This is a genomic window from Stenotrophomonas sp. PS02300 (assembly GCF_029959395.1).
Classification (GTDB): Bacteria; Pseudomonadota; Gammaproteobacteria; order Xanthomonadales; family Xanthomonadaceae; genus Stenotrophomonas; species Stenotrophomonas maltophilia_AD.
In genome coordinates this window covers 1-20,012 of record NZ_JASCOP010000075.1, presented here as the reverse complement: position 1 = coordinate 20,012, position 20,012 = coordinate 1, and the positions used below count along the sequence as shown (strand labels likewise).

The 20,012-nt window shown below is 67.4% G+C and carries 19 protein-coding genes and 1 pseudogene; 18 read left to right on the top strand and 2 right to left on the bottom strand.

The genetic code is table 11. From position 1 onward, the window contains the following. The first annotated feature begins 242 nt into the window (after positions 1 to 242). The 8 genes from QMX79_RS13725 to QMX79_RS13690 all read left to right on the top strand — a co-directional run bounded on the left by QMX79_RS13725 (position 243) and on the right by QMX79_RS13690 (position 6,740). The gene (locus QMX79_RS13725) at positions 243 to 776 is read left to right on the top strand and encodes a flagellar basal body-associated FliL family protein (RefSeq protein ID WP_282247239.1); all 534 of its coding nucleotides are present in this window, start codon (positions 243 to 245) and stop codon (positions 774 to 776) included. A 9-nt stretch (positions 777 to 785) separates the two neighbouring features. Next, complete coding sequence (gene fliM / locus QMX79_RS13720) at positions 786 to 1,793, top strand: flagellar motor switch protein FliM (protein ID WP_282247238.1); 1,008 nt, start codon at positions 786 to 788, stop codon at positions 1,791 to 1,793. Next, positions 1,790 to 2,131: a flagellar motor switch protein FliN gene (gene fliN, locus QMX79_RS13715; protein ID WP_282247237.1), complete on the top strand. Its 342-nt coding sequence runs from the start codon at positions 1,790 to 1,792 to the stop codon at positions 2,129 to 2,131. The genes fliM and fliN overlap by 4 nt, the downstream gene beginning before the upstream one ends. Continuing rightward, positions 2,128 to 2,529 (top strand): flagellar biosynthetic protein FliO, encoded by a 402-nt coding sequence (fliO, locus tag QMX79_RS13710; RefSeq protein WP_068851659.1) that lies wholly within the window; start codon positions 2,128 to 2,130, stop codon positions 2,527 to 2,529. The genes fliN and fliO overlap by 4 nt, the downstream gene beginning before the upstream one ends. Then, on the top strand, positions 2,526 to 3,314 hold the full coding sequence (gene fliP, locus QMX79_RS13705; RefSeq protein ID WP_282247236.1) for a flagellar type III secretion system pore protein FliP: 789 nt from the start codon (positions 2,526 to 2,528) through the stop codon (positions 3,312 to 3,314). Before fliO ends, fliP begins: the two co-directional genes overlap by 4 nt. Positions 3,315 to 3,321: 7 nt before the next feature. Then, complete coding sequence (locus QMX79_RS13700; RefSeq protein WP_017356083.1) at positions 3,322 to 3,591, top strand: flagellar biosynthetic protein FliQ; 270 nt, start codon at positions 3,322 to 3,324, stop codon at positions 3,589 to 3,591. Between the two features lie 7 nt (positions 3,592 to 3,598). Further along, entirely contained in the window at positions 3,599 to 4,390 is a 792-nt protein-coding gene (gene fliR / locus QMX79_RS13695) for a flagellar biosynthetic protein FliR (RefSeq protein ID WP_282247235.1), read from the top strand. 208 nt (positions 4,391 to 4,598) lie between these two features. Continuing rightward, the gene (locus QMX79_RS13690) at positions 4,599 to 6,740 is read left to right on the top strand and encodes a bifunctional diguanylate cyclase/phosphodiesterase (protein ID WP_282247234.1); all 2,142 of its coding nucleotides are present in this window, start codon (positions 4,599 to 4,601) and stop codon (positions 6,738 to 6,740) included. Positions 6,741 to 6,992: 252 nt separating this feature from the next. On the opposite strand, the gene QMX79_RS13685 is transcribed toward QMX79_RS13690, so the two are convergent. Both QMX79_RS13685 and QMX79_RS13680 read right to left on the bottom strand, forming a co-directional pair. Further along, positions 6,993 to 7,820 (bottom strand): DMT family transporter, encoded by an 828-nt coding sequence (locus QMX79_RS13685; protein ID WP_282247233.1) that lies wholly within the window; start codon positions 7,818 to 7,820, stop codon positions 6,993 to 6,995. A gap of 137 nt (positions 7,821 to 7,957) precedes the next feature. Continuing rightward, on the bottom strand, positions 7,958 to 8,461 hold the full coding sequence (locus tag QMX79_RS13680; protein ID WP_282247232.1) for a hypothetical protein: 504 nt from the start codon (positions 8,459 to 8,461) through the stop codon (positions 7,958 to 7,960). Between the two features lie 65 nt (positions 8,462 to 8,526). Between QMX79_RS13680 and flhB the strand changes: the two genes are divergently transcribed. The 10 genes and pseudogenes from flhB to motD form a co-directional block, all read left to right on the top strand. Beyond that, positions 8,527 to 9,657 carry a flagellar biosynthesis protein FlhB gene (flhB, locus tag QMX79_RS13675; protein WP_093535626.1) on the top strand — a complete coding sequence of 377 codons (1,131 nt, stop codon included), beginning with the start codon at positions 8,527 to 8,529 and terminating at the stop codon, positions 9,655 to 9,657. A gap of 17 nt (positions 9,658 to 9,674) precedes the next feature. Continuing rightward, positions 9,675 to 11,759, top strand: a complete 2,085-nt coding sequence (flhA, locus tag QMX79_RS13670; RefSeq protein ID WP_282247240.1) for a flagellar biosynthesis protein FlhA — start codon at positions 9,675 to 9,677, stop codon at positions 11,757 to 11,759. A 151-nt stretch (positions 11,760 to 11,910) separates the two neighbouring features. Continuing rightward, positions 11,911 to 13,785, top strand: coding sequence for an AAA family ATPase (locus tag QMX79_RS13665; protein WP_282247231.1), 1,875 nt, complete (start codon positions 11,911 to 11,913; stop codon positions 13,783 to 13,785). After that, positions 13,772 to 14,659 (top strand): MinD/ParA family protein, encoded by an 888-nt coding sequence (locus QMX79_RS13660; protein WP_068851643.1) that lies wholly within the window; start codon positions 13,772 to 13,774, stop codon positions 14,657 to 14,659. Before QMX79_RS13665 ends, QMX79_RS13660 begins: the two co-directional genes overlap by 14 nt. Further along, a complete protein-coding gene (locus QMX79_RS13655) occupies positions 14,656 to 15,402 on the top strand; it encodes an RNA polymerase sigma factor FliA (RefSeq protein ID WP_214903450.1) in 747 nt (248 codons plus the stop codon). The genes QMX79_RS13660 and QMX79_RS13655 overlap by 4 nt, the downstream gene beginning before the upstream one ends. A gap of 16 nt (positions 15,403 to 15,418) precedes the next feature. After that, positions 15,419 to 15,811: a chemotaxis response regulator CheY gene (gene cheY, locus QMX79_RS13650; protein ID WP_282247230.1), complete on the top strand. Its 393-nt coding sequence runs from the start codon at positions 15,419 to 15,421 to the stop codon at positions 15,809 to 15,811. Beyond that, positions 15,811 to 16,425: a protein phosphatase CheZ gene (locus tag QMX79_RS13645; RefSeq protein WP_282247229.1), complete on the top strand. Its 615-nt coding sequence runs from the start codon at positions 15,811 to 15,813 to the stop codon at positions 16,423 to 16,425. Before cheY ends, QMX79_RS13645 begins: the two co-directional genes overlap by 1 nt. A 4-nt stretch (positions 16,426 to 16,429) precedes the next feature. Then, entirely contained in the window at positions 16,430 to 18,262 is a 1,833-nt protein-coding gene (locus QMX79_RS13640) for a chemotaxis protein CheA (protein WP_282247228.1), read from the top strand. 67 nt (positions 18,263 to 18,329) lie between these two features. Continuing rightward, positions 18,330 to 19,070, top strand: coding sequence for a flagellar motor protein (locus QMX79_RS13635; RefSeq protein ID WP_068851628.1), 741 nt, complete (start codon positions 18,330 to 18,332; stop codon positions 19,068 to 19,070). Between the two features lies 1 nt (position 19,071). After that, positions 19,072 to 19,902: pseudogene (gene motD / locus QMX79_RS13630) on the top strand (flagellar motor protein MotD); the annotation flags it as partial. Positions 19,903 to 20,012: the final 110 nt, after the last annotated feature.

The following is a 20,012-nucleotide window of genomic DNA, read 5'->3' as shown; positions in this document are numbered from 1 at the left end:
CGACAAAGGTGGGTCGGGGCCGGTTTGCGGGGGTGTGAGCGGCATGGATGCCGCGACCAAGCCCCCAGGGATGGGTTCACGGCGCCCCCCGCAAACCGGCACCGACCCGCCAAGCCCTCAGACAGCGCACAGCCGACGCCTTTGACGTTGACGTTGACGTTGACGTTCAACCGTCAAATTCCCGACAACGGAACACCGGCGCATTACGGCACGCCCTTTGCATGTAGCCAGGAAGCAATCCTATGGAGCTTCCCCTCGTGGCCGCAGCCGCTGACAAAACCAAGAAATCCACCGACAAGGACAAGGCCGCCAAGCCGCGCAGCCCCCTCCTCGTCACCGCCCTGATCGCCGTCGTCGCCGCTGGCGCCGCCGGTGGCGGCGTGTGGTACTTCACCCAGTCCCACGACGAGAAGACGCCCGCCAAGGCCGCCGCCGCCAAATCGGCCGTGCCCGCCCCCGCCCAGTACTTCGGCCTCGAACCCCCGTTCGTCGTCAACCTCAGCAGCAGCTTCGACGGCCCCCGCTACCTCCAGGTCGAAGTCCAGCTCATGACCCGCGACCCGGCCGCGCTCGAAGCCATCAAGCTTCACGCCCCCGCCATCCGCGCCAAACTGCTCATGCTCTTCTCCCAGGTCGAACCGGCCCAGATCGCCGACCGCGCCGGCAAAGAACGCCTGCAGGCCGACTCCCTGGCCGAAGTGCAGAAACTGCTCAAAGCCGAAACCGGCAACAAGGGCGTCGACGAACTGCTGTTCACCAGCTTCGTCACCCAGTAAGGGCATCCCATGAATGACCTGCTTTCCCAGGACGAAATCGATGCCCTGCTGCATGGCGTCGATTCCGGCGCCGTCGAAACCGAAGTCGACGCCATCGCCCCCGGCGAAGCGCGCAACTACGATTTTGCCAGCCAGGACCGCATCATCCGGGGCCGCATGCCGACCCTGGAGATGGTCAACGAGCGCTTCGCCCGCCTCTGGCGCATCGGCCTGTTCAACCTCATCCGCCGCTCCGCCGAACTGTCCGTGCGCGGCATCGAGTTGATCAAGTTCAACGACTACATGCACTCCCTGTATGTACCGACCAACCTCAACCTGATCCGCTTCAAGCCCCTGCGCGGCACCGGCCTGATCGTCTTCGAGCCCACCCTCGTGTTCGCCATCGTCGACAACTTCTTCGGCGGCGACGGGCGCTACCCCACCCGCATCGAAGGCCGCGAATTCACCGCCACCGAAATGCGCGTCATCCACCTCCTGCTCAAGCAGACCTTCGCCGACCTGCGCGAAGCCTGGGCCCCGGTGATGGATGTCGAGCTTGAATACATCAACTCCGAGATCAACCCCCACTTCGCCAACATCGTCACCCCGCGCGAATACGTCGTGGTCTGCCGCCTGCATGTCGAACTCGACGGCGGTGGTGGCGACATCCACGTCACGTTGCCCTACTCGATGCTCGAACCGATCCGCGAACTGCTCGACGCCGGCATCCAGAGCGACCGCAACGACCGCGACGAAAGCTGGGGCACCATGCTGCGCGAACAGCTCAACATCGCCGAAGTCACCCTCTCCAGCGTGCTCGCCACCAAGCGCATGAGCCTGCGTGACCTGACCCAGCTGAAGATCGGCGACATCCTGCCCATCGACCTGCCCCCGCAGGTGCCCCTGTGCGTGGAGAACATTCCCGTGTTCACCGGCCAGTTCGGCGTCGCCAACGGCATGAACGCCGTCAAGATCACCGCCACCCACCCCCCGGGCACCCGCCCGCGCGCTCCCGTTATCCAGGAAGACCCGCAATGAACGACGACATCGAAACCAACGAACCGGCACCGGCGCAGTTCACCAACCTGCACTCCGACGAGACTGGCGGCGGCCCGGATCTGAACCTCGACGTGATCCTCGACGTACCGGTCACCCTGTCGCTGGAAGTCGGCCGCGCCCGCCTGCCCATCCGCAACCTGCTGCAGCTCAACCAGGGCTCGGTGGTCGAACTGGAACGCGGCGCCGGCGAATCGCTCGACGTGTTCGTCAACGGCACCCTCATCGCCCACGGCGAAGTGGTGGTCATCAACGACCGCTTCGGCGTGCGCCTGACCGACGTCGTCAGCCCCAGCGAACGGATCCGGAGACTGCGTTGATTTCCCTGGCACTCATTGCCGCCGGTGCACCGGCGGCCAAGGTTGGCCAGCACGCCGCCGCGGCACCCAGCATGTTCGGCGCCGTGCTCGCACTGCTGGCCGTGCTGGCGCTGATCGTCGGCCTGGGCTGGGTGCTCAAGCGCATGCCCGGCAGCGGCTTCAAGCCCGCCGACGGCCTGCGCGTGGTGGCCAGCCTCAACGTGGGTGCCAAGGAACGCGTCGTCGTCGTGGATATCAACGGCGAACAGCTGCTGCTCGGCGTCACCGCCGGCGGCATCAATACCCTGCACCGCCTGCCCGAACCGCTGCCCACCCCGGAACCGGCGCGCCTGCCGGATTTCAAGAACCTGCCGAATTTCGCCCAGCTCCTGCAACAGCGGCTGCGCAAGGAAAAATGATCATGCGTGGCCCCCGTGCATCCTGGACCCGTTACCTGCCGTTGCTGCTGACCCTGCTGCTGTGCGCGTTGCCCGCGCTGGCCATGGCCGCGCCCGGCCTGCCCGGCAGCCCCGCGCTGCCGGACGTGAATGTCGGCAAGATCGGCGGCCAGCCGGTCAGCCTGCCGCTGCAGACCCTGCTGCTGATGACCGCGATCACCCTGATCCCGTCGATGCTGCTGGTGCTCACTGCCTTCACCCGCATCATCATCGTGCTCGGCCTGCTGCGCCAGGCACTGGGCACCGGCCAGACCCCGTCCAACCAGGTGCTGCTGGGCCTGGCCCTGTTCCTGACCGCCATGGTGATGCTGCCGGTATGGCAGAAGGCCTGGGGCAGCGGCATGGCGCCCTACCTCAACGGCGAGATCGATTTCCAGACCGCCTGGACCCTGACCACCCAGCCGCTGCGCGCCTTCATGCTGGCCCAGATCCGCGAAACCGACCTGATGACCTTCGCCGGCATGGCCGGGCATGGCACTTACGCCAGCCCCGATGCCATTCCGTTCCCGGTGCTGGTCGCTTCCTTCGTCACCAGCGAACTGAAGACCGCCTTTGAGATCGGCTTCCTGATCTTCATCCCGTTCGTGATCATCGACCTGGTCGTGGCCAGCGTGCTGATGTCGATGGGCATGATGATGCTCTCGCCGATGCTGGTCTCGGCGCCCTTCAAGATCCTGCTGTTCGTGCTGGTCGACGGCTGGGTGCTGGTGGTCGGCACGCTCGCCGCCAGCTTCAACGCCGTCTGAGGTCGCCATGACGCCCGAACTTGCCCTGACCGAACTGCGCGGTGGCCTGATCACCGTGCTGTGGGTGGCCGGCCCGCTGCTGCTGACCGTGCTGATCGTCGGCGTGGTGGTCGGCGTGGTGCAGGCGGCCACCCAGCTCAACGAACCCACCATCGCCTTCGTGGCCAAAGCCGCCGCGCTCACCGCCGTGCTGTTCGCGCTGGGCAGCCTGCTGATCGGCCACCTGGTCGAGTACACCACGCTGCTGTTCCAGCGCATACCGCACCTGATCGGATAGCCGCGCGATGGATTCGGCAACCCAGATGGCCGCCGACGGGCTCAACGCCTTCGGCATGATCGGCACCGTGCTGTGGACCATGCTGCGCATCGGCGCCATGATCATGGCGATGCCGCTGGTCGGCAGCCGCGCGGTGCCGAACCGGGTGCGCGTCATGCTCTCCGGCGCACTTGCCATCGCGTTGTCGCCGATGCTGCCGCCGGTCCCGGCGTGGACCGGTTTTGATGCCGCCACCGTGCTCAGCATCGCGCGCGAACTGGCCATCGGCGTGTCCATCGGCTTCCTGCTGCGGCTGGTGTTCGAAGCCGGCGCCATGGCCGGCGAACTGGTCTCGCAGGGTACCGGCCTGGCCTTCGCGCAGATGAGCGATCCGATGCGCGGCGGTACGTCCGGCGTGATCGGCCAGTGGTTCTATCTGCTGTTCGGCCTGCTGTTCTTCGCCGCCAACGGGCACCTGGCGTTGATCTCGCTGGTAATGGACAGCTACAAGGCAGTGCCGATCGGCGCATCACTGCCCGACCTCGACGCGTTCATCAGCGCCGCACCTACGTTCCTGCTGCAGGTACTGCGCGGTGCATTGACGCTGTCGCTGCCCATCACGGTGGCCATGCTGGCCGTCAACCTGGCCTTCGGCGTACTGGCGCGTGCCGCTCCCGCGCTCAATCCGATCCAGCTGGGCCTGCCGGTCGCGCTGCTGCTGGGCCTGTTCCTGCTCACCGTGCTTGCCGGTGAAATGGGCCCGCCCGTGCAACGTCTTTTCGACGCTGCCTTCCAGGCCGCAGACGGCCTCACCCGCTAGAAGTTGCGAAACAACGTACGCGCGCGTATGTAAATCGGGTGATGGTCGCGTGATGGCGGCATGAAATTTGGCCGAATATGCGCTTGCCCTGCCCCCCATCTGTGTCGTTACCATGCGCCTACGGCAGGGGGAACGTGCCTGAGCAGTCCGCGCAGAAGCGCGGTCCAGTCTTTCTAGATTGCAGCTGTGTACGCCAGGGAGAGTCATGATGCTCGTCGGCAGTTACACCCCATGGTTGGTCGTGGTTTCGCTGCTGGTCGCCATCATGGCGTCCTTCACTGCGCTGGACATGGCCAATCGGGTCACCACCGCGCCCTCGCCGAGGATCAGCGTGCTGTGGCTGCTGGGCGGCGGTTGCGCCATGGGCCTGGGTATCTGGTCCATGCACTTCATCGGCATGCTGGCCTTCAAGCTGCCCATTCCACTGGGGTACGACCTTGAACTGACCGCCGTATCGTTGTTGGCGGCGATAGCGTCCTCCATCTTCGCGCTCTGGCTGGTCTCGCGCGCCACGCTGCCGCATTCGCGACTGGCGCTTGGCGCGTTGCTGATGGGCAGTGGCATCGCAACCATGCATTACCTGGGCATGGCCGCCATGCTCATGCGCCCCGGCATCGAATACCACCCGGGCTGGTTCACGCTGTCGCTGATCATCGCGGTGGCCGCATCGTGGGTCGCGCTGTACGTTGCCTTCCGCCTGCGCCACAACGAAACCCAGCTGCAGCATCGGCTGGCCCCGGCAGTGGTGCTGGGCGCGGCCATCGTCGGCATGCACTACACCGGCATGGCTGCAGCACAGTTCCCGGCCGACAGCATCTGCGGCGCAGCGGCCGGCACCGGCCTGCAGACCCAGTGGCTGGCGGCACTGGTGATGGTGCTCACCATCGCCATCCTGGCCGTGGTGCTGCTGGTGTCCTGGCTGGACCAGCGCCAGCAGGCGCAGCTGTTGCGGTTGCGCAACCAGCACCTGCGCACGTCACTGGACGATGCGCACGCCGAGCTCAGCCAGGCCGCACTGCATGATCCGCTGACCCACCTGCCCAACCGCCTGCTGCTGCAGCAGCGCATCGAACAGGCCCTGGTGGATGCCGAACAGCGCGGCGGGCGCTTCGCGGTCATGTTCATGGACCTGGACGGCTTCAAGCAGGTCAACGATGCCTACGGCCACCAGACCGGCGATGCCCTGCTGGTCGCCGTGGCCACCCGCACCCGGCAGTTGCTGCGCGCCGCCGATGTGATGGCGCGCCTGGGCGGCGACGAATTCGTGCTGGTGGTGGGCATCGACAACGACGAGGACGTGTCCACCCTGGCCGGCCGCATCATCCAGGCCGTGGGTACCGGAAACCTGGTGCCCGGGCATGAACTGCAGGTCACCGCCAGCATCGGCATCGCCATCTGCCCCGACCACGCCACCACCGAACGCCAGTTGATGGGCTATGCGGACGCGGCGATGTACCAGGCCAAGGAGGCTGGACGCAACGCGTTCGTGGTGTTCGCCGAGTGGATGAGCGACAGCGCCGAACAGCAGTTCCGGCTGCTGGCCGACCTGCGCCGCGCGATCCAGGCCAACCAGCTGTTCCTGCACTACCAGCCGAAAGTGCGGGTGAGTACCCACCAGGTCTGCGGTGCCGAGGCGTTGATCCGCTGGAACCACCCCGAGCACGGCCTGATACCGCCGGATCGCTTCATCCGCCTGGCCGAGCGCAGCGGCGTGATCCACGAAATCGGGCGCTGGGTGCTCAACGAAGCCTGCCGCCAGCTGCGGCGCTGGCACGATGCCGGCCATGACGGCTGGTCGGTGTCGGTGAACCTGTCGCCGCTCCAGTTTGGCTCCCCGAACCTTCTGAACGAGATCAGCGACGCGCTGAAACTGCACCGGGTCGAGCCGCGGCGGCTGGTGCTGGAAATCACCGAAAGCGCGGTGATGCGCGATACCGAGACCAGCCTGCGACTGCTGCAGGCACTGGCGCGGCTGGGCGTGGGCATTTCCATCGACGACTTCGGCACCGGTTATTCCAGCCTGCTGTACCTCAAGCGCCTGCCGGCCACCGAGATCAAGATCGACCATGCCTTCGTACGCGACCTGGAAAACAGCTCCGAAGACGTGGTGATCGTCTCGGCCATCGTGGCGCTGGGGCATGCGCTGGACATGGACATCGTGGCCGAAGGCGTGGAAACCGCTGGCCAGCGTTCCTACCTGGAGCGGCTGGGCTGCGACTTCCTGCAGGGTTACCTGCTCGGCCGCCCGGTCGACGCCGAGCGCTTCCTGCAGCTGCACGACCTGCCGCGCCCACGGATGGTGGTCTCCCAGGACCACAAAGCTTCGCAGGGCGGGCATTTCCTGGATTAGCCGCACACGCAGCCACGCAGGGCGTGGCTCTACGGCTGTGGCTGTGGCCGTTGCCGTTGCCGTTGCCGTTGCCGTTGCCGTTGCCGGTAGGGTCGCATCCCAATCGACTGCACGTGCATTGCCCGCGTTCGATGGCGGCATGACCTTCGTCGGGGAACGCTCCTTCGCCTCCGGTCATGCGTTACGGAACGTTGAACCCGTCACTGCAGTCGTTTGGGAACCGACCCTACCCCGCGCCGATCCGTCCGGGGATCACGTGCACTTCCGCAACACTACTGCCCCTGCCACGATCAATCCGGCGGCGATCCATCGTTGTAGGGTGACCCGCTCGCGCAATACCAACGCGGAGATCAGCACGCCAAACAGGATCGAGGTCTCGCGCAGCGCCGAGACCATCGCCACCGGCGCCTGCGTCATCGCCCAGAGCACCACCCCGTACGATGTCAGCGTACCAATACCACCCACGAGACCGTAGCCCCAGTTCGCCCGTGCATAGGCGATAAGTTGCGGCGCGCGGGTGGAGAGTGCCCAGATCGGCAGTGGCAACCCCGACAACAGGAACAACCACAAGGTGTAGCCCAGCGCCGAACCGGACTGCCGCGCCCCAAAGGCGTCCACCAGCGTATAAGTGGCAATTACCCCGGCGTTGAGCAGGGGCAGCCACATCTGCCGCCGTACGATCCCGTGCGACATGCACAGAATACCGAAGCAGATCAGCCCGATTCCGGCCCATGCCAATCCCGGAAGCCGTTCGCCAAGCACCACCCCACCTACCAGCGCCACCAGGATCGGCGCGCAACCACGCATCAACGGGTAGGCCGCGCTCATGTCGGTCACCCGGTAGGTGCGCGCCACCAGCAGGTAGTAACCCGCCTGCAGCACGGTCGACCCGGCCAGCCACGGCCAGCTGCGCGGATCCGGCGCGGTCACGAAAGGCAGACAGGCCACCGCGATCAACGCCGCAGAGCCGGTCACCAGGATCGTGGTGAACAACGTATCGCTGCCGCGCTTGACGATGGCATTCCAGCTCGCGTGCAGGAGACCTGCGAACAGCACGATAACGAAAAGGACGGGCGGCATCGGAGAAGTGGGAAACCGGGCCCGGTAGGGTCGCATCCCAATCGACCGCCCGTACATCCCCAACGTCCGGTCAGGGCAGGACCTTCAACGAAGAAGGCCGTTGCCGTTCAGTGGCCATTCGTCACCGGTGGACTCCCTCACCCCAGTGGATTCCTGACTTCCCAGTCAAAGCCGTCGCCGCGCAGACTGGCCAGGATCACGCGCCGCACATCGTCATGGATCACACCTGCCTGCATCAGGTTGTCTTCTTCGGCCCGCTGGCCGGATCGTCCGAACATCTGGTGGTTCGGATCCAGGCACTTCTGATGCAGCTCATAGGTATCGATGGGGGAGGTTCGTCCAACGAAGCGCTCAAGGTTGACGACCACGCTCACTACCGTGGCTTTCGCACAGGGGCCATCAGGCAAGGTCACGACATCGCTCGGCGGCTCGCTCGCCGGCGCGCTGCCGGGGCCGTTATGCACGCTCTGGAGGTCGGCCGATGGTGCCGGCGCGGCACTCTGCCGGGCCGGGGAACCTCCCGCCAGTGTGAGCAGTGCGGAATTTGCGGAGGTCAAAGAGGACGGCTGCATGACGGGTACCGGAATGAGGTGCGCCATGGTGGAGGCAGCCGTTCCGCTGCGCTTCCACAAACCGCGCATGGCATCGCCGGAAACGGAACGGTTCTTGCACCACCCCGGGTAATCCCCGTGGTGCCCTGCTCCCGATGTCCGACGAAGAACAAGCCGGCGAAAAAACCGAACAACCTACCGAAAAACGCCTGCGCGACGCCCGTGAACAGGGCAACATCCCGCGTTCGCGCGAGCTGGCCACCGCCGCCGTGTTCGGCGCCTCGGTGCTGGCGCTGATGGCGTTTTCCGGCGGCATGGCCAGCAGCGCCAAGGACTGGATGAAGCTGGCCCTGACCCCGGAACCGGGCCTGCGCTTCGAGCCGCTGGGGTTGTTCAACCATTTCGGGCACCTGTTCCTGCAGCTGATGCTGGCCTTGTGGCCGCTGCTGCTGGTCTGCCTGCTGGCCAGCTTCCTGGCCCCGGTGGCCATGGGCGGGCTGCGCTGGTCGAACAAATCGCTGATGCCGCAGTTCAGCCGGCTCAGCCCGATGGCCGGCATGAAACGCCTGTACGGCGCCGAGGCCATCGGCGAATTCACCAAATCCCTGCTGCGCATCGTGTTCGTCGGCACCGCCGCCGGGCTGGTGGTCTGGCACGGCATCCGCGGGCTGCGCGACCTGGTCCACCAGCCGCTGGAAGCGGCCATGGTCCACGGCCTGGGCTTCACCCTGAAGCTGATGCTGGCCACCGGCGGGGCCATGATGCTGCTGGCCGCCATCGATGCGCCGTACCAGCGCTGGAACTGGATGCGCAAGCTGAAGATGACCCGCGAGGAGCTGCGCCGGGAAATGAAGGAAAGCGAGGGCAGCCCGGAAGTGAAGGGCCGCATCCGCCAGCTGCAGCAGCAGATGTCCAACCGCCGGATGATGGAAGCGGTGCCCACCGCCGACGTGGTGGTGGTCAACCCCACCCACTACGCCGTGGCCCTCAAATACGACGGCGGCAAGATGGGCGCCCCCACCGTGGTGGCCCTGGGCGTGGACGAAACCGCCCTGCGCATCCGCCAGGTGGCCGACGGCAACAAGGTCGCCATCGTCTCGGCCCCGCCTTTGGCACGCGCCTTGTATCGGGAAGGTCAACTTGGAAAGGAAATTCCCGTGAGACTGTATTCGGCCGTTGCCCAGGTGCTGTCCTACGTCTACCAGCTGCGTACCTGGCGGGGTGGACCGATGCCGGCCGCGCCCAGCATCGACGTGGATGAGTTCGGCAAGGGAGGCCGCCCATGAGCGCCCAGCCCGCCGGCATGAACACCCGCCGCGCCCTGGACATGATCCGCCAGGGCCTGGGCGCCCCGCTGATCGTGCTGGCCCTGCTGGCCATGGTGGTGGTGCCGCTGGCCGCCCCGGTGCTGGATGCGCTGTTCACCTTCAACATCGCCATCTCGCTGATGGTGCTGCTGGCGGTGGTGTACGTGAAGCGCCCGCTGGATTTCACCATCTTCCCGATCGTGCTGCTGATCACCACCATGCTGCGACTGGCGCTGAACGTGGCCTCCACCCGCGTGATCCTGCTCAACGGCCAGAACGGCCATGAGGCGGCCGGCAAGGTGATCGCCGCGTTCGGCGAATTCGTGATCGGCGGCAACTACGCCGTGGGCATCGTGGTCTTCGCGATCCTGACCATCATCAACTTCGTGGTCATCACCAAGGGTGCCGGCCGCGTGTCCGAAGTGACCGCGCGCTTCATCCTGGACGCCATGCCCGGCAAGCAGATGGCGATCGACGCCGACCTCAACGCCGGTTTGCTGACGCGTGAGGAAGCCAAGCTGCGCCGTGAAGAAGTCCGCGAGGAAGCCGACTTCTACGGCGCCATGGACGGTGCCAGCAAGTTCATCCGCGGCGATGCCATCGCCGGCATCCTCATCCTGTTCATCAACATGATCGGCGGCCTGGCGGTCGGCGTGCTCCAACACGGCATGCCGTTCGGCGAAGCGGCCGCCACCTACACCCTGCTGTCGATCGGTGACGGCCTGGTGGCGCAGCTGCCGGCGCTGCTGGTGTCCTCGGCAGTGGCCATGCTGGTCACCCGCGCCTCGCGCTCGCAGGACATGGCCCAGGCCATGATGGGCCAGGTGTTCGGCCAGCACCGCGCACTGACCATCGCCGCGGCGATCCTGGGCCTGGTCGGCCTGGTCCCGGGCATGCCCAACGTCGCCTTCTTGACGCTGTCGGCGATCCTCGGCTTCATCGCCTGGACGCTGTGGAAGAAGAGCGTGGCCGCCGAACGCGCCGCCGCCGCACCGGCCGCCGGCCCGACCAATGCGCTGGGCCTGCCTGGCGCCAGCAACCCCTCGCCCACCGCCGAACTGACCTGGGACGAACTGCGCCCGGTCGATCCGCTCGGCTTGGAAGTGGGCTACCGGCTGATTCCGCTGGTGGACAAGAACCAGGGCGGCGAACTGATGGCGCGCATCAAGGGCGTGCGCCGCAAGCTCACCCACGACATCGGCTTCCTGATCCCGTCGGTGCACATCCGCGACAACCTGGAACTGGGTGCCAGCGCCTACCGGCTGCTGATCCACGGCGTGCCGGTGGCCACCGCCGAGATCCATCCCGACCGCGAGCTGGCACTGGACCCGGGCAGTGCGCTCGGCGCGCTGGAAGGCATCGCCGGCAAGGACCCCGCGTTCGGGCTGGATGCCACCTGGATCCAGCCGCACCAGCGGGCGCACGCCGAATCGATGGGCTACACCGTGGTCGACCCGGCCACCGTGGTCGCCACCCACCTCTCGCACCTGATCCGCGAACACGCCCCGGAACTGCTGGGCCACGAAGAAGTGCAGCAGCTGCTGGCCAACCTGGCCAAGAGCGCGCCCAAGCTGGTTGAAGACCTCACCCCCAAGGCGCTGCCGCTGTCGGTGGTGGTGCGGGTGCTGCAGAACCTGTTGATCGAACGCATCCCGGTGCGCCAGCTGCGCAAGATCGCCGAATCGCTGGTCGAGAACGCGCCGATGAGCCAGGACCCCGGCGTACTGACCGCCGCCGTGCGCAACGCGCTGGGCCGTTTCATCGTCCAGGAGATCGCCGGCATGTCCGCCGAGCTGCCGGTGTTCACCCTCAACCCGCAACTGGAACGCGTCTTGCAGGAGTCCACCCAAGGGAACGGCGCCGCGCTGGAACCCGGACTCGCTGAGCGACTGCACCAGAGCCTGGCCGAATGTGTCAGCAAGCAGGAAGCGAAGAACGAGCCCGCGGTGGTGTTGGTACCCGGTCCGGTACGTGCCGCGCTGGCACGGCTGGTACGCCACAGCGTTCCGTCGCTGTCCGTGCTGGCCTACAGCGAGGTACCCGAGGACAAGCGGTTGAAGCTGGTCGGCACGATCAGCTGAGCCGGAACTCCGACAGCAACGCGTCAGAAAACAGACACCCCCATTTCGCAATCACCGCAGCAGGACAAGAAGGGAACCCCGGACCGTGCAGACCACCGACAACCAGCGCTTCCCTTCCACCCCCCAGCCGCCCCAGTCCCGGTACCACAGCATGAAAATCAAACGCTTCGTCGCTCCCGATATGCGCTCTGCCATGAACCTGGTGCGCAAGGAACACGGTCCGGATGCCGTGATCCTGTCCAATCGCCGGATCGAGGAAGGCGTGGAAATCGTGGCCGCGGCGAACTATGACGAAGGCGCGGTGCAGCGCGCACTGGAAGCGGCGCGCAAGGACGTGGCCCCGCCGCCGCCGGCCCCGCGCCCGCGCAATGCCGCCGATGCGGTGATCGCCGCCGTGACCCGCCGCAAGGCACCGGCCACCGCGCCGGAACCGGTCGCCGCCACCACCTCGGCCGTGGCCGCCCTGGCCCGCGCCGCCGTGGGCGCCACCGGCCGCACCCTGGACAGCGCCAACGAAATCGTGCCGCCGCCGGGCAGCAGCGGCTTCGCCGCCACCCTGGCCCGCGCCAACGTGCAGCCGGCCCACCAGCTGCCGGAACAGATCTTCGCCCCGTTCAATGTCGAACAGGCTGCCGCCGCCGAACGCGCCGTGGCTGCGCCGGTCGCCGACGCCGCACCGGTCGTTGTGGAAGCACCGGTCCGCGCCGCTGCGCCGGCCCCGGCCAACCGCGCCCGCTTCATCATCGACCCGCCGCTGGACGAAGCACCGCTGTTTGAGATGCACGCCCCGGCCGGCCGCACCAGCGTGCCGCCGCAGCTGCCGCAGATGCCGGCGCAGCAGATGCAGCGCGCTCCGCTCGAAACCCCGGCCGCCCCGCTGTGGGAAACCGTGCCGGTGGTCCCGGCCGCCGCCAGCCCGGCCATCCAGATCGACGATTCGGCGGTGTTTGCTGCACCCGCCCCGGTGGCTGTGGACGACTTCGCCGCGCCGGTTGCTGCGATGACGGTTGCTGCCCCGGTCGAGCCGACGCTGCAGGCCGCCAACGAACCGACGGTGCCCGCCGAGGTCATCACCGTCCCGCTGCCTGCCGTCGCCGCCCCGGTGACCCTGGTCCGCGACGATGAGGAACTGCGCCAGCTGCGCCATGAAGTGGCCGGCATGCGCACCGTCATCGAGCGCGAAATGAACCGCTTCACCGACGAGCGCCTGCGCGGCTCGGCGGTGCGTGCCGCCGCGCTGGACCTGATGGACGAATACGGCTTCGACGCCGGCATCTGCCGCGACGTGGCCCTGCAGATCCCGCTGGACACCGAAGCCCACCGCGGCCGCGGCCTGATGCTGGGCCTGCTGTCCAAGAAGCTGCCGATCGCCCCGGTCGACCCGCTCGAGGCCGGCGGCGTGATCGCCCTGGTCGGCCCCACCGGTGCCGGCAAGACCACCACCATCGCCAAGCTCGCGTCGCGCTTCGCCGAAGCCCACGCCGCCCGCGACGTGGCCCTGGTCACCACCGATACCGCCCGCATCGGCGCCCGCGAGCAGCTGTACGGCTTCGGCCGCCAGCTTGGCATCGCCGTGCATGAAGCCAACAGCGGCAGCGACCTGGCCCAGCTGCTGGAGCGCCTGAAGGACTACAAGCTGGTGCTGATCGACACCGCCGGCCTGGGCCCGCGTGACCGCGCCCTGGCCGCCCAGCTGCAGTGGCTGCGTGCCGCTCCACAGATCCGCACCCTGCTGGTGCTGCCGGCCAACACCAGCTTCGGCGACATGGACGAGGTGGTCCGCCGCTTCAGCGGCGCCAACCCGCAGGGCGTGGTGCTGAGCAAGCTGGACGAGACCGGCCGCTTCGGTACCGCCCTGTCGGTGGCCGTCGACCACCGCCTGCCGATCACCTGGGTCACCGATGGCCAGGACGTTCCCGAAGACCTGCACCGGGCCAGTGCAGCCAATCTTGTACTTCGCCTTGAAGATTTGCGCCGCGCGGCCGATATGCCCTGCAACCCGGAGTTGAACCATGCCGTCGCGTGAGTATGAAAACCTGACCAGGACCTTCCCGTTGTCGGCCACCCGCAGCCAGCCGCTGGGCCCGGTCCGCACCATCGCCGTCACCGGCGGCAAGGGCGGCGTGGGCAAGACCAACGTGTCGGCCAACCTGGCCGTGGCGCTGGCCGACATGGGCAAGCGCACGCTGCTGCTGGATGCCGACCTGGGCCTGGCCAACATCGATGTGATCCTGGGCCTGCAGCCCAAGCTGACCCTGGCCGACCTGGTCGCCGGGCGCTGCACGCTGGATGAAGTGATCCTGGAAGGCCCCGGCGGCGTGCTGGTGGTGCCGGCCGCGTCCGGCCGCCGCCACATGGCCGAACTGCAGCCGGCCGAACACGTGGGCCTGGTCAACGTGTTCTCCGAACTGGAACGCGACCTCGACTTCATGGTGGTCGACACCGCTGCCGGCATCACCGACGGCGTGCTCACCTTCTGCCAGGCCGCCCAGGACACCGTGGTGGTGGTCTGCGACGAGCCGGCCTCGATCACCGACGCCTATGCCCTGATCAAGGTGCTCTCGCGCGAACGTGGCGTGGACCGCATCCAGGTGGTGGCCAACATGGTGCGCGACCCCAACGAAGGCCGCGTGCTGTATGAAAAGCTCAGCCGGGTCTGCGACAAGTTCCTGGCCGATGTCTCGCTGAACTACCTGGGCTGCGTGCCGCAGGACGACTGGCTGCGCCTGTCGGTGCAGCGCCAGCAGCCGGTGGTGAAGGCCTACCCGTCCAGCCCGTCGGCGCAGGCGATCGCCGAGATCGCCCGCCGCACCGCGCGCTGGCAGGCCCCGACCGAGCCGCGCGGCGGCGTTGAATTCTTCCTGGAACGCATCCTCAAGCAACGCGGGGTGACCGCATGAAAGGCGCCGCACAATACAAAGAGGTGCAGCGCGCCGCAGCCAACGAGTGCATTGCCCAGCACTCGGACCTGGTCCGGCGCATCGCCCACCACCTGGCCGCACGCCTGCCGGCCAGCGTAGAAGTCGACGACCTGATCCAGGCCGGCATGATGGGCCTGATCGAGGCCTCGCGCAGCTACGACGCCGACCAGGGCGCCTCGTTCGAAACCTATGCCTCGATCCGCATCCGCGGCTCGATGATCGACGAGATCCGCCGGGGCGACTGGGTGCCGCGTTCGGTGCACCGCCGTGCCCGTGACGCCGCCTCTACCATCCGCCGCCTGGAGCAGAGCACCGGCCGCGCCGCCAGCGCCACCGAAGTGGCCGCCGCGATGGACATGCCGCTGCCCGATTACCTGCGCCTGATGGAAGACGCCGCGCGTGGCCAGGTGCTGAGCCTGGAATCGCGGATCGAAGACCAGGGCGAGCTGGATACCGTCGCCCAGGGCGGCCCGACCCCGCAGCAGGTGCTGGAGCGCGGCGAGTTCGGCCGCGAACTGGGCAACGCGATCGGCCTGCTGCCCGAACGCGAACAGCTGGTGCTGTCGCTGTACTACGAGCAGGAACTGAACCTGAAAGAGATCGGCGCGGTGCTCGGCGTCAGCGAGTCGCGCGTCTGCCAGATCCATGGCCAGGCAGTGCTGCGCCTGCGTGGCCGACTGAAGATCTTCGAGGCGGCCGACGCCGGCCTCGAGAACACTTGATACCGAGGAAAGTGCTTTGAACAAGAACATGCGTATCCTGATCGTCGACGACTTCTCGACCATGCGTCGTATCGTCAAGAACCTGCTGGGCGATCTGGGCTTCACCAATACGGCCGAAGCCGAGGACGGGCATGCCGCGCTGGCCCTGCTGCAGAGCCAGCCGTTCGATTTCGTGGTCACCGACTGGAACATGCCGGTCATGACCGGTATCGACCTGCTCAAGGCGATCCGCGCCGACGCCAAGCTCAAGACCCTGCCGGTCCTGATGGTCACCGCAGAAGCCAAGCGCGAGCAGATCATCGAAGCCGCCCAGTCCGGCGTGAACGGCTACATCATCAAGCCGTTCACGGCTGCGACCCTGGAAGAGAAGCTCGGCAAGATCTTCGAGCGCCTGGCGGCGAGTGCCTGATGGAAACCCTTCGCGACAAATCGGCGCTGGTGCAGCGCCTGCAGGATGCCCTGGCCGCGCTGGAAAGCGGTGACGAAGCCGGTTGGCGCCGGGAAATCGACGCCCTGGCCGCGCTGCGCACCCAGCCGATGATGGCCGGGCTGAACCGGCTCGCCCGCGAGCTGGGCCAGGCGCTGGGCGAACTGCCCACCGTGCCCAGCGAAGCCGGCGAGCTGGACGATGCCTGCGCGCGCCTGGACCACGTGGTGGCGATGACCGAACAGGCCACCCACCGCACCCTGGACCTGGCCGAGGAATGCCGCGCGCTCACCGAGCAGCTGCGCGCCAACGGGCTGAGCCCGGACCAGGACCAGCAGCTGGACCGCATCCGCCACAACCTCACCGAGATCGCGCTCACCCAGAGCTACCAGGATCTCACCGGGCAGATCATCCGCCGCGTGGTGGGCATCGTGCGCCGCGTGCACGAAGGCTTCGGCGCGCTCGGCCTGCCGCCGCCGGACGACAGCGCCCACAAGCGCGACAACGGCCTGGCCGGTCCCGCCGTGAGCGGCCTGGACCGCCATCAGGTGTCGCAGGTGGACGCCGACGACCTGCTTTCCGATTTGGGGCTTTGAAACCATGAGTGCTGTTCCGGACGACATTGCTGCAGACTTCATCCTCGAGGCCCAGGAGATCCTGGATCGCCTCGGCGAACAGCTGGTGTCGCTGGAGCAGTCGCCCCAGGACAGCGACCAGCTCAACGCGGTGTTCCGCGGGTTCCACACGCTCAAGGGCGGTGCCGGCTTCCTCGGCATCCAGGCCATGGTCGAGCTGTGCCACGCCGCCGAAGAAACCCTTGGCATGGCCCGTTCGGGCCAGGCCGTGCTGCAGGCCCACCACTTCGACGCCGGCCAGCAATCGCTGGATTACCTGCAGTCCATGCTGGATTCGGTGGCTGCCGGTACCGAGCCGGGCTATGCCCCGCCGGAGCTGATCGCGCAGTTCGACGTCAACGGACCGGCCACGCCGTCCCCGGTGGCGGCGGCAGCCGCCTCCAGCGGCGAGCTGATCACCGACGATGAGTTCGAGGCCCTGCTGGATTCCCTGCACGGCGGCGCGGCACCGACCGCCGTGACGAAAAAGAAAGACGACGGCCTGATCGGCGAAGACGAATTCGAAGCGCTGCTCGACCAGCTGCATGGCGGCGCCGCCCCCGGCGCGCAGGCAGTGGCTGCCCCCGCACCCGCTCCGGCGGCCGCACCGCGCCCGGTCGCCGCCCCGGCACCGGCCAAGCCGGCCGCCAACAAGCCGGTGGCCGAAGCCGAGCACACCGTGCGCGTGGATACCAAGCGCCTGGATGCGATCGTCAACCTGATCGGCGAACTGGTGCTGTCGCGCAACCGGCTCAAGACCCTGCGCGCGCGCCTGCACGACGAAGAACTGGACCGCGCCGTGTCCACCCTGGACATCGCCACCGCGCGCCTGCAGTCGGCGGTGATGCGCACCCGCATGCAGCCGGTCGGCAAGGTGTTCTCGCGCTTCCCCAAGGTCGCTCGCGACGTGGCCCGCAACCTGAAGAAGGAAGTGGAGCTGGAACTGATCGGCGCGGAAACCGAACTGGACCGCAACCTGGTCGAGGCCCTGGCCGACCCGCTGGTGCACCTGGTGCGCAACGCGATCGACCACGGCATTGAAATGCCCGAACTGCGCGAAGCCCAGGGCAAGAGCCGCAGCGGCAACGTGCGCCTATCCGCGCAGCAGGAAGGCGACTACGTCAGCATTGAAGTGCAGGATGACGGCGCCGGCATCGACCCCGAACGCCTGCGTGCAAAGGCCCGCGAAAAGGGCCTGATCGATCCCGAAGCCGCCGCCCGCCTGACCAGCGAGGAATGCCTGCACCTGGTGTTCCTGCCCGGTTTCTCGACCAAGCAGGAAGTCACGGATATCTCCGGCCGTGGCGTGGGCATGGACGTGGTGCAGTCGCGCATCCGCGAACTCAGCGGCCAGATCCAGATCCAGTCCGAACTGGGCCGCGGCAGCCGCTTCATGATCCGCGTGCCACTCACCCTGGCAATCCTGCCGACCCTGCTGGTGCAGGCCGGCGAGGATGTCTACGCGCTGCCGCTGGCGCGCGTGATGGAAGTGCTGCACGCACCCAACACCTCGCTGGGCTGGTTCGACGGCCGCGCCGTGCTCGACCGCAAGACCCACACCCTGCCGCTGGTGGACCTGCGCCACTGGCTGGACGTGGACCCGGCGCCCTCGCCGCTGCTCACCATCGTGGTACTGCAGGCCGGTGAAGCGCGCTTCGGGCTGGTGGTGGACCAGGTGCGTGGCCGCGAGGAAGTGGTGATCAAGCCGCTGCCCAAGGCCCTGCGCGGCCTGCGCGGCTACGCCGGCGCCACCCTGATCGGCGACGGCCGCATGTCCCTCATCCTCGACGTGGACGGCCTGCGCACCCCGCACGATTGAAATGCGTGGCTGAACCCCCGATAGCCCCGCGATTCAAGTCCCCCACCCGCAAGCCGATATCGGACAAATGGACAGACTCAGCCTCATTGGACTTTTCCTCGCCCTGGCCTCGCTGGTCGGCGGCAGCATCCTCAAGGGTGCCGGGCTGGCCTCGCTGTGGTCCCCTGCCGCCTTCGTGATCGTCATCGTCGGTACCCTGGCCGCCATCCTGCTGCACACTTCGCCGGCCGTGTTCAAGCACGCCTTCAAGATCGTGCGCTGGGTCGTGCGCCCGCCGGCCAGCGACCGCGCCGAGCTGATCCGCCAGATCGTGGAATGGAGCAACATCGCCCGCCGCCAGGGCCTGCTTGGCCTGGAAGCGCAGGTTGACGCCCAGGACGACCCGTTCCTGCGCAAGGGCCTGCAGCTGCTGGTGGACGGCGTGGAGCCGGAAACCATCCGGCACATGATGGAAATCGAACTGGGCAGCCAGGAAAGCCAGGACCTGGCCGCCTCCAAAGTATTCGAAGGCATGGGCATCTATGCGCCCACGCTGGGCATCATCGGCGCCGTGCTGGGCCTGATCGCGGTGATGAAGAACCTGGCCGACCCCAGCAAACTGGGCCACGGCATCGCCGCCGCGTTCACCGCCACCATCTACGGCATCGCCTCGGCCAACCTGCTGTTCCTGCCGGTGTCGGCCAAGCTCAAGAGCGTGATCCACCACAACAGCCGCGACCGTGAAATGATCATCGAAGGCCTGATCTCGATTGCCCAGGGCGAGAACCCGCGCAACATCGAGACCAACCTGTCGGGGTTCCTGCACTGACATGGCCCGCCGCAAAGCCCACGAAGAGCATGCCAACCATGAGGCCTGGGCGATTCCCTACGCCGACCTCATGACGCTGCTGCTTGCCTTCTTCGTGGTCATGTACGCCATCTCCTCGCTCAACGAAGGCAAGTACCGGGTCATGGCCGACGCGCTGACCACGGCTTTCGGCGGCGCGCCGCGCACCATCAACCCGGTGCAGGTCGGCAACCAGCAGGTGCAGGGCGGCGGCTGGGACAGCCCGTCGGTGATCAAGGCCGGCAACCGCGTTGGCCCTTCCGCACCGTCGCCCAGCAACGACCCCACCCTGCTGCCGGCAATGGCCTCGCAGATGCGCATGCCGGTATCGGTGCACAACCAGCAACAGCTGCAGGCCGCCGAGCGCCAGCTCAACAGCATCGCCGACCGCCTGACCGCCACGCTGGCACCGCTGATCGACCGCGGCATGATCACCGTGCGCCGCACCGAGCTGTGGATCGAAGTGGAGATCAACAGCGACATCCTGTTCACCACCGGCTCGGCCACGCTCGACGTGCACGCACGCGACACCCTGTCCTCGCTGGCGCAGGTGCTGCACGACGCGCCCAACGGCGTGCGCGTGGAAGGCCACACCGATGACGTGCCAATCGCCACCGCGTTGTTCCCGTCCAACTGGGAACTGTCGGCCGCGCGTGCGGCCAGCGTGGTGCACCTGTTCGCCGACCAGGGCGTGCAGCCGGCGCGGTTGGCGATGGTCGGCTACGGCCAGTTCCGCCCGCGCGAAGACAACACCAGCGCGCAGGGCCGCAACCGCAACCGCCGGGTGATGGTCATCATCCTGGCCGACACCGCGCAGGGCGTGGACCCGCTGGGCCCGCAGCTCACCGCCGAAACCGGCACCGCGCCGGCGCCCGCGCCCGGCCCCCCCCCCCCCCCCCCCCCACGCATATAAAAAAAACCCCC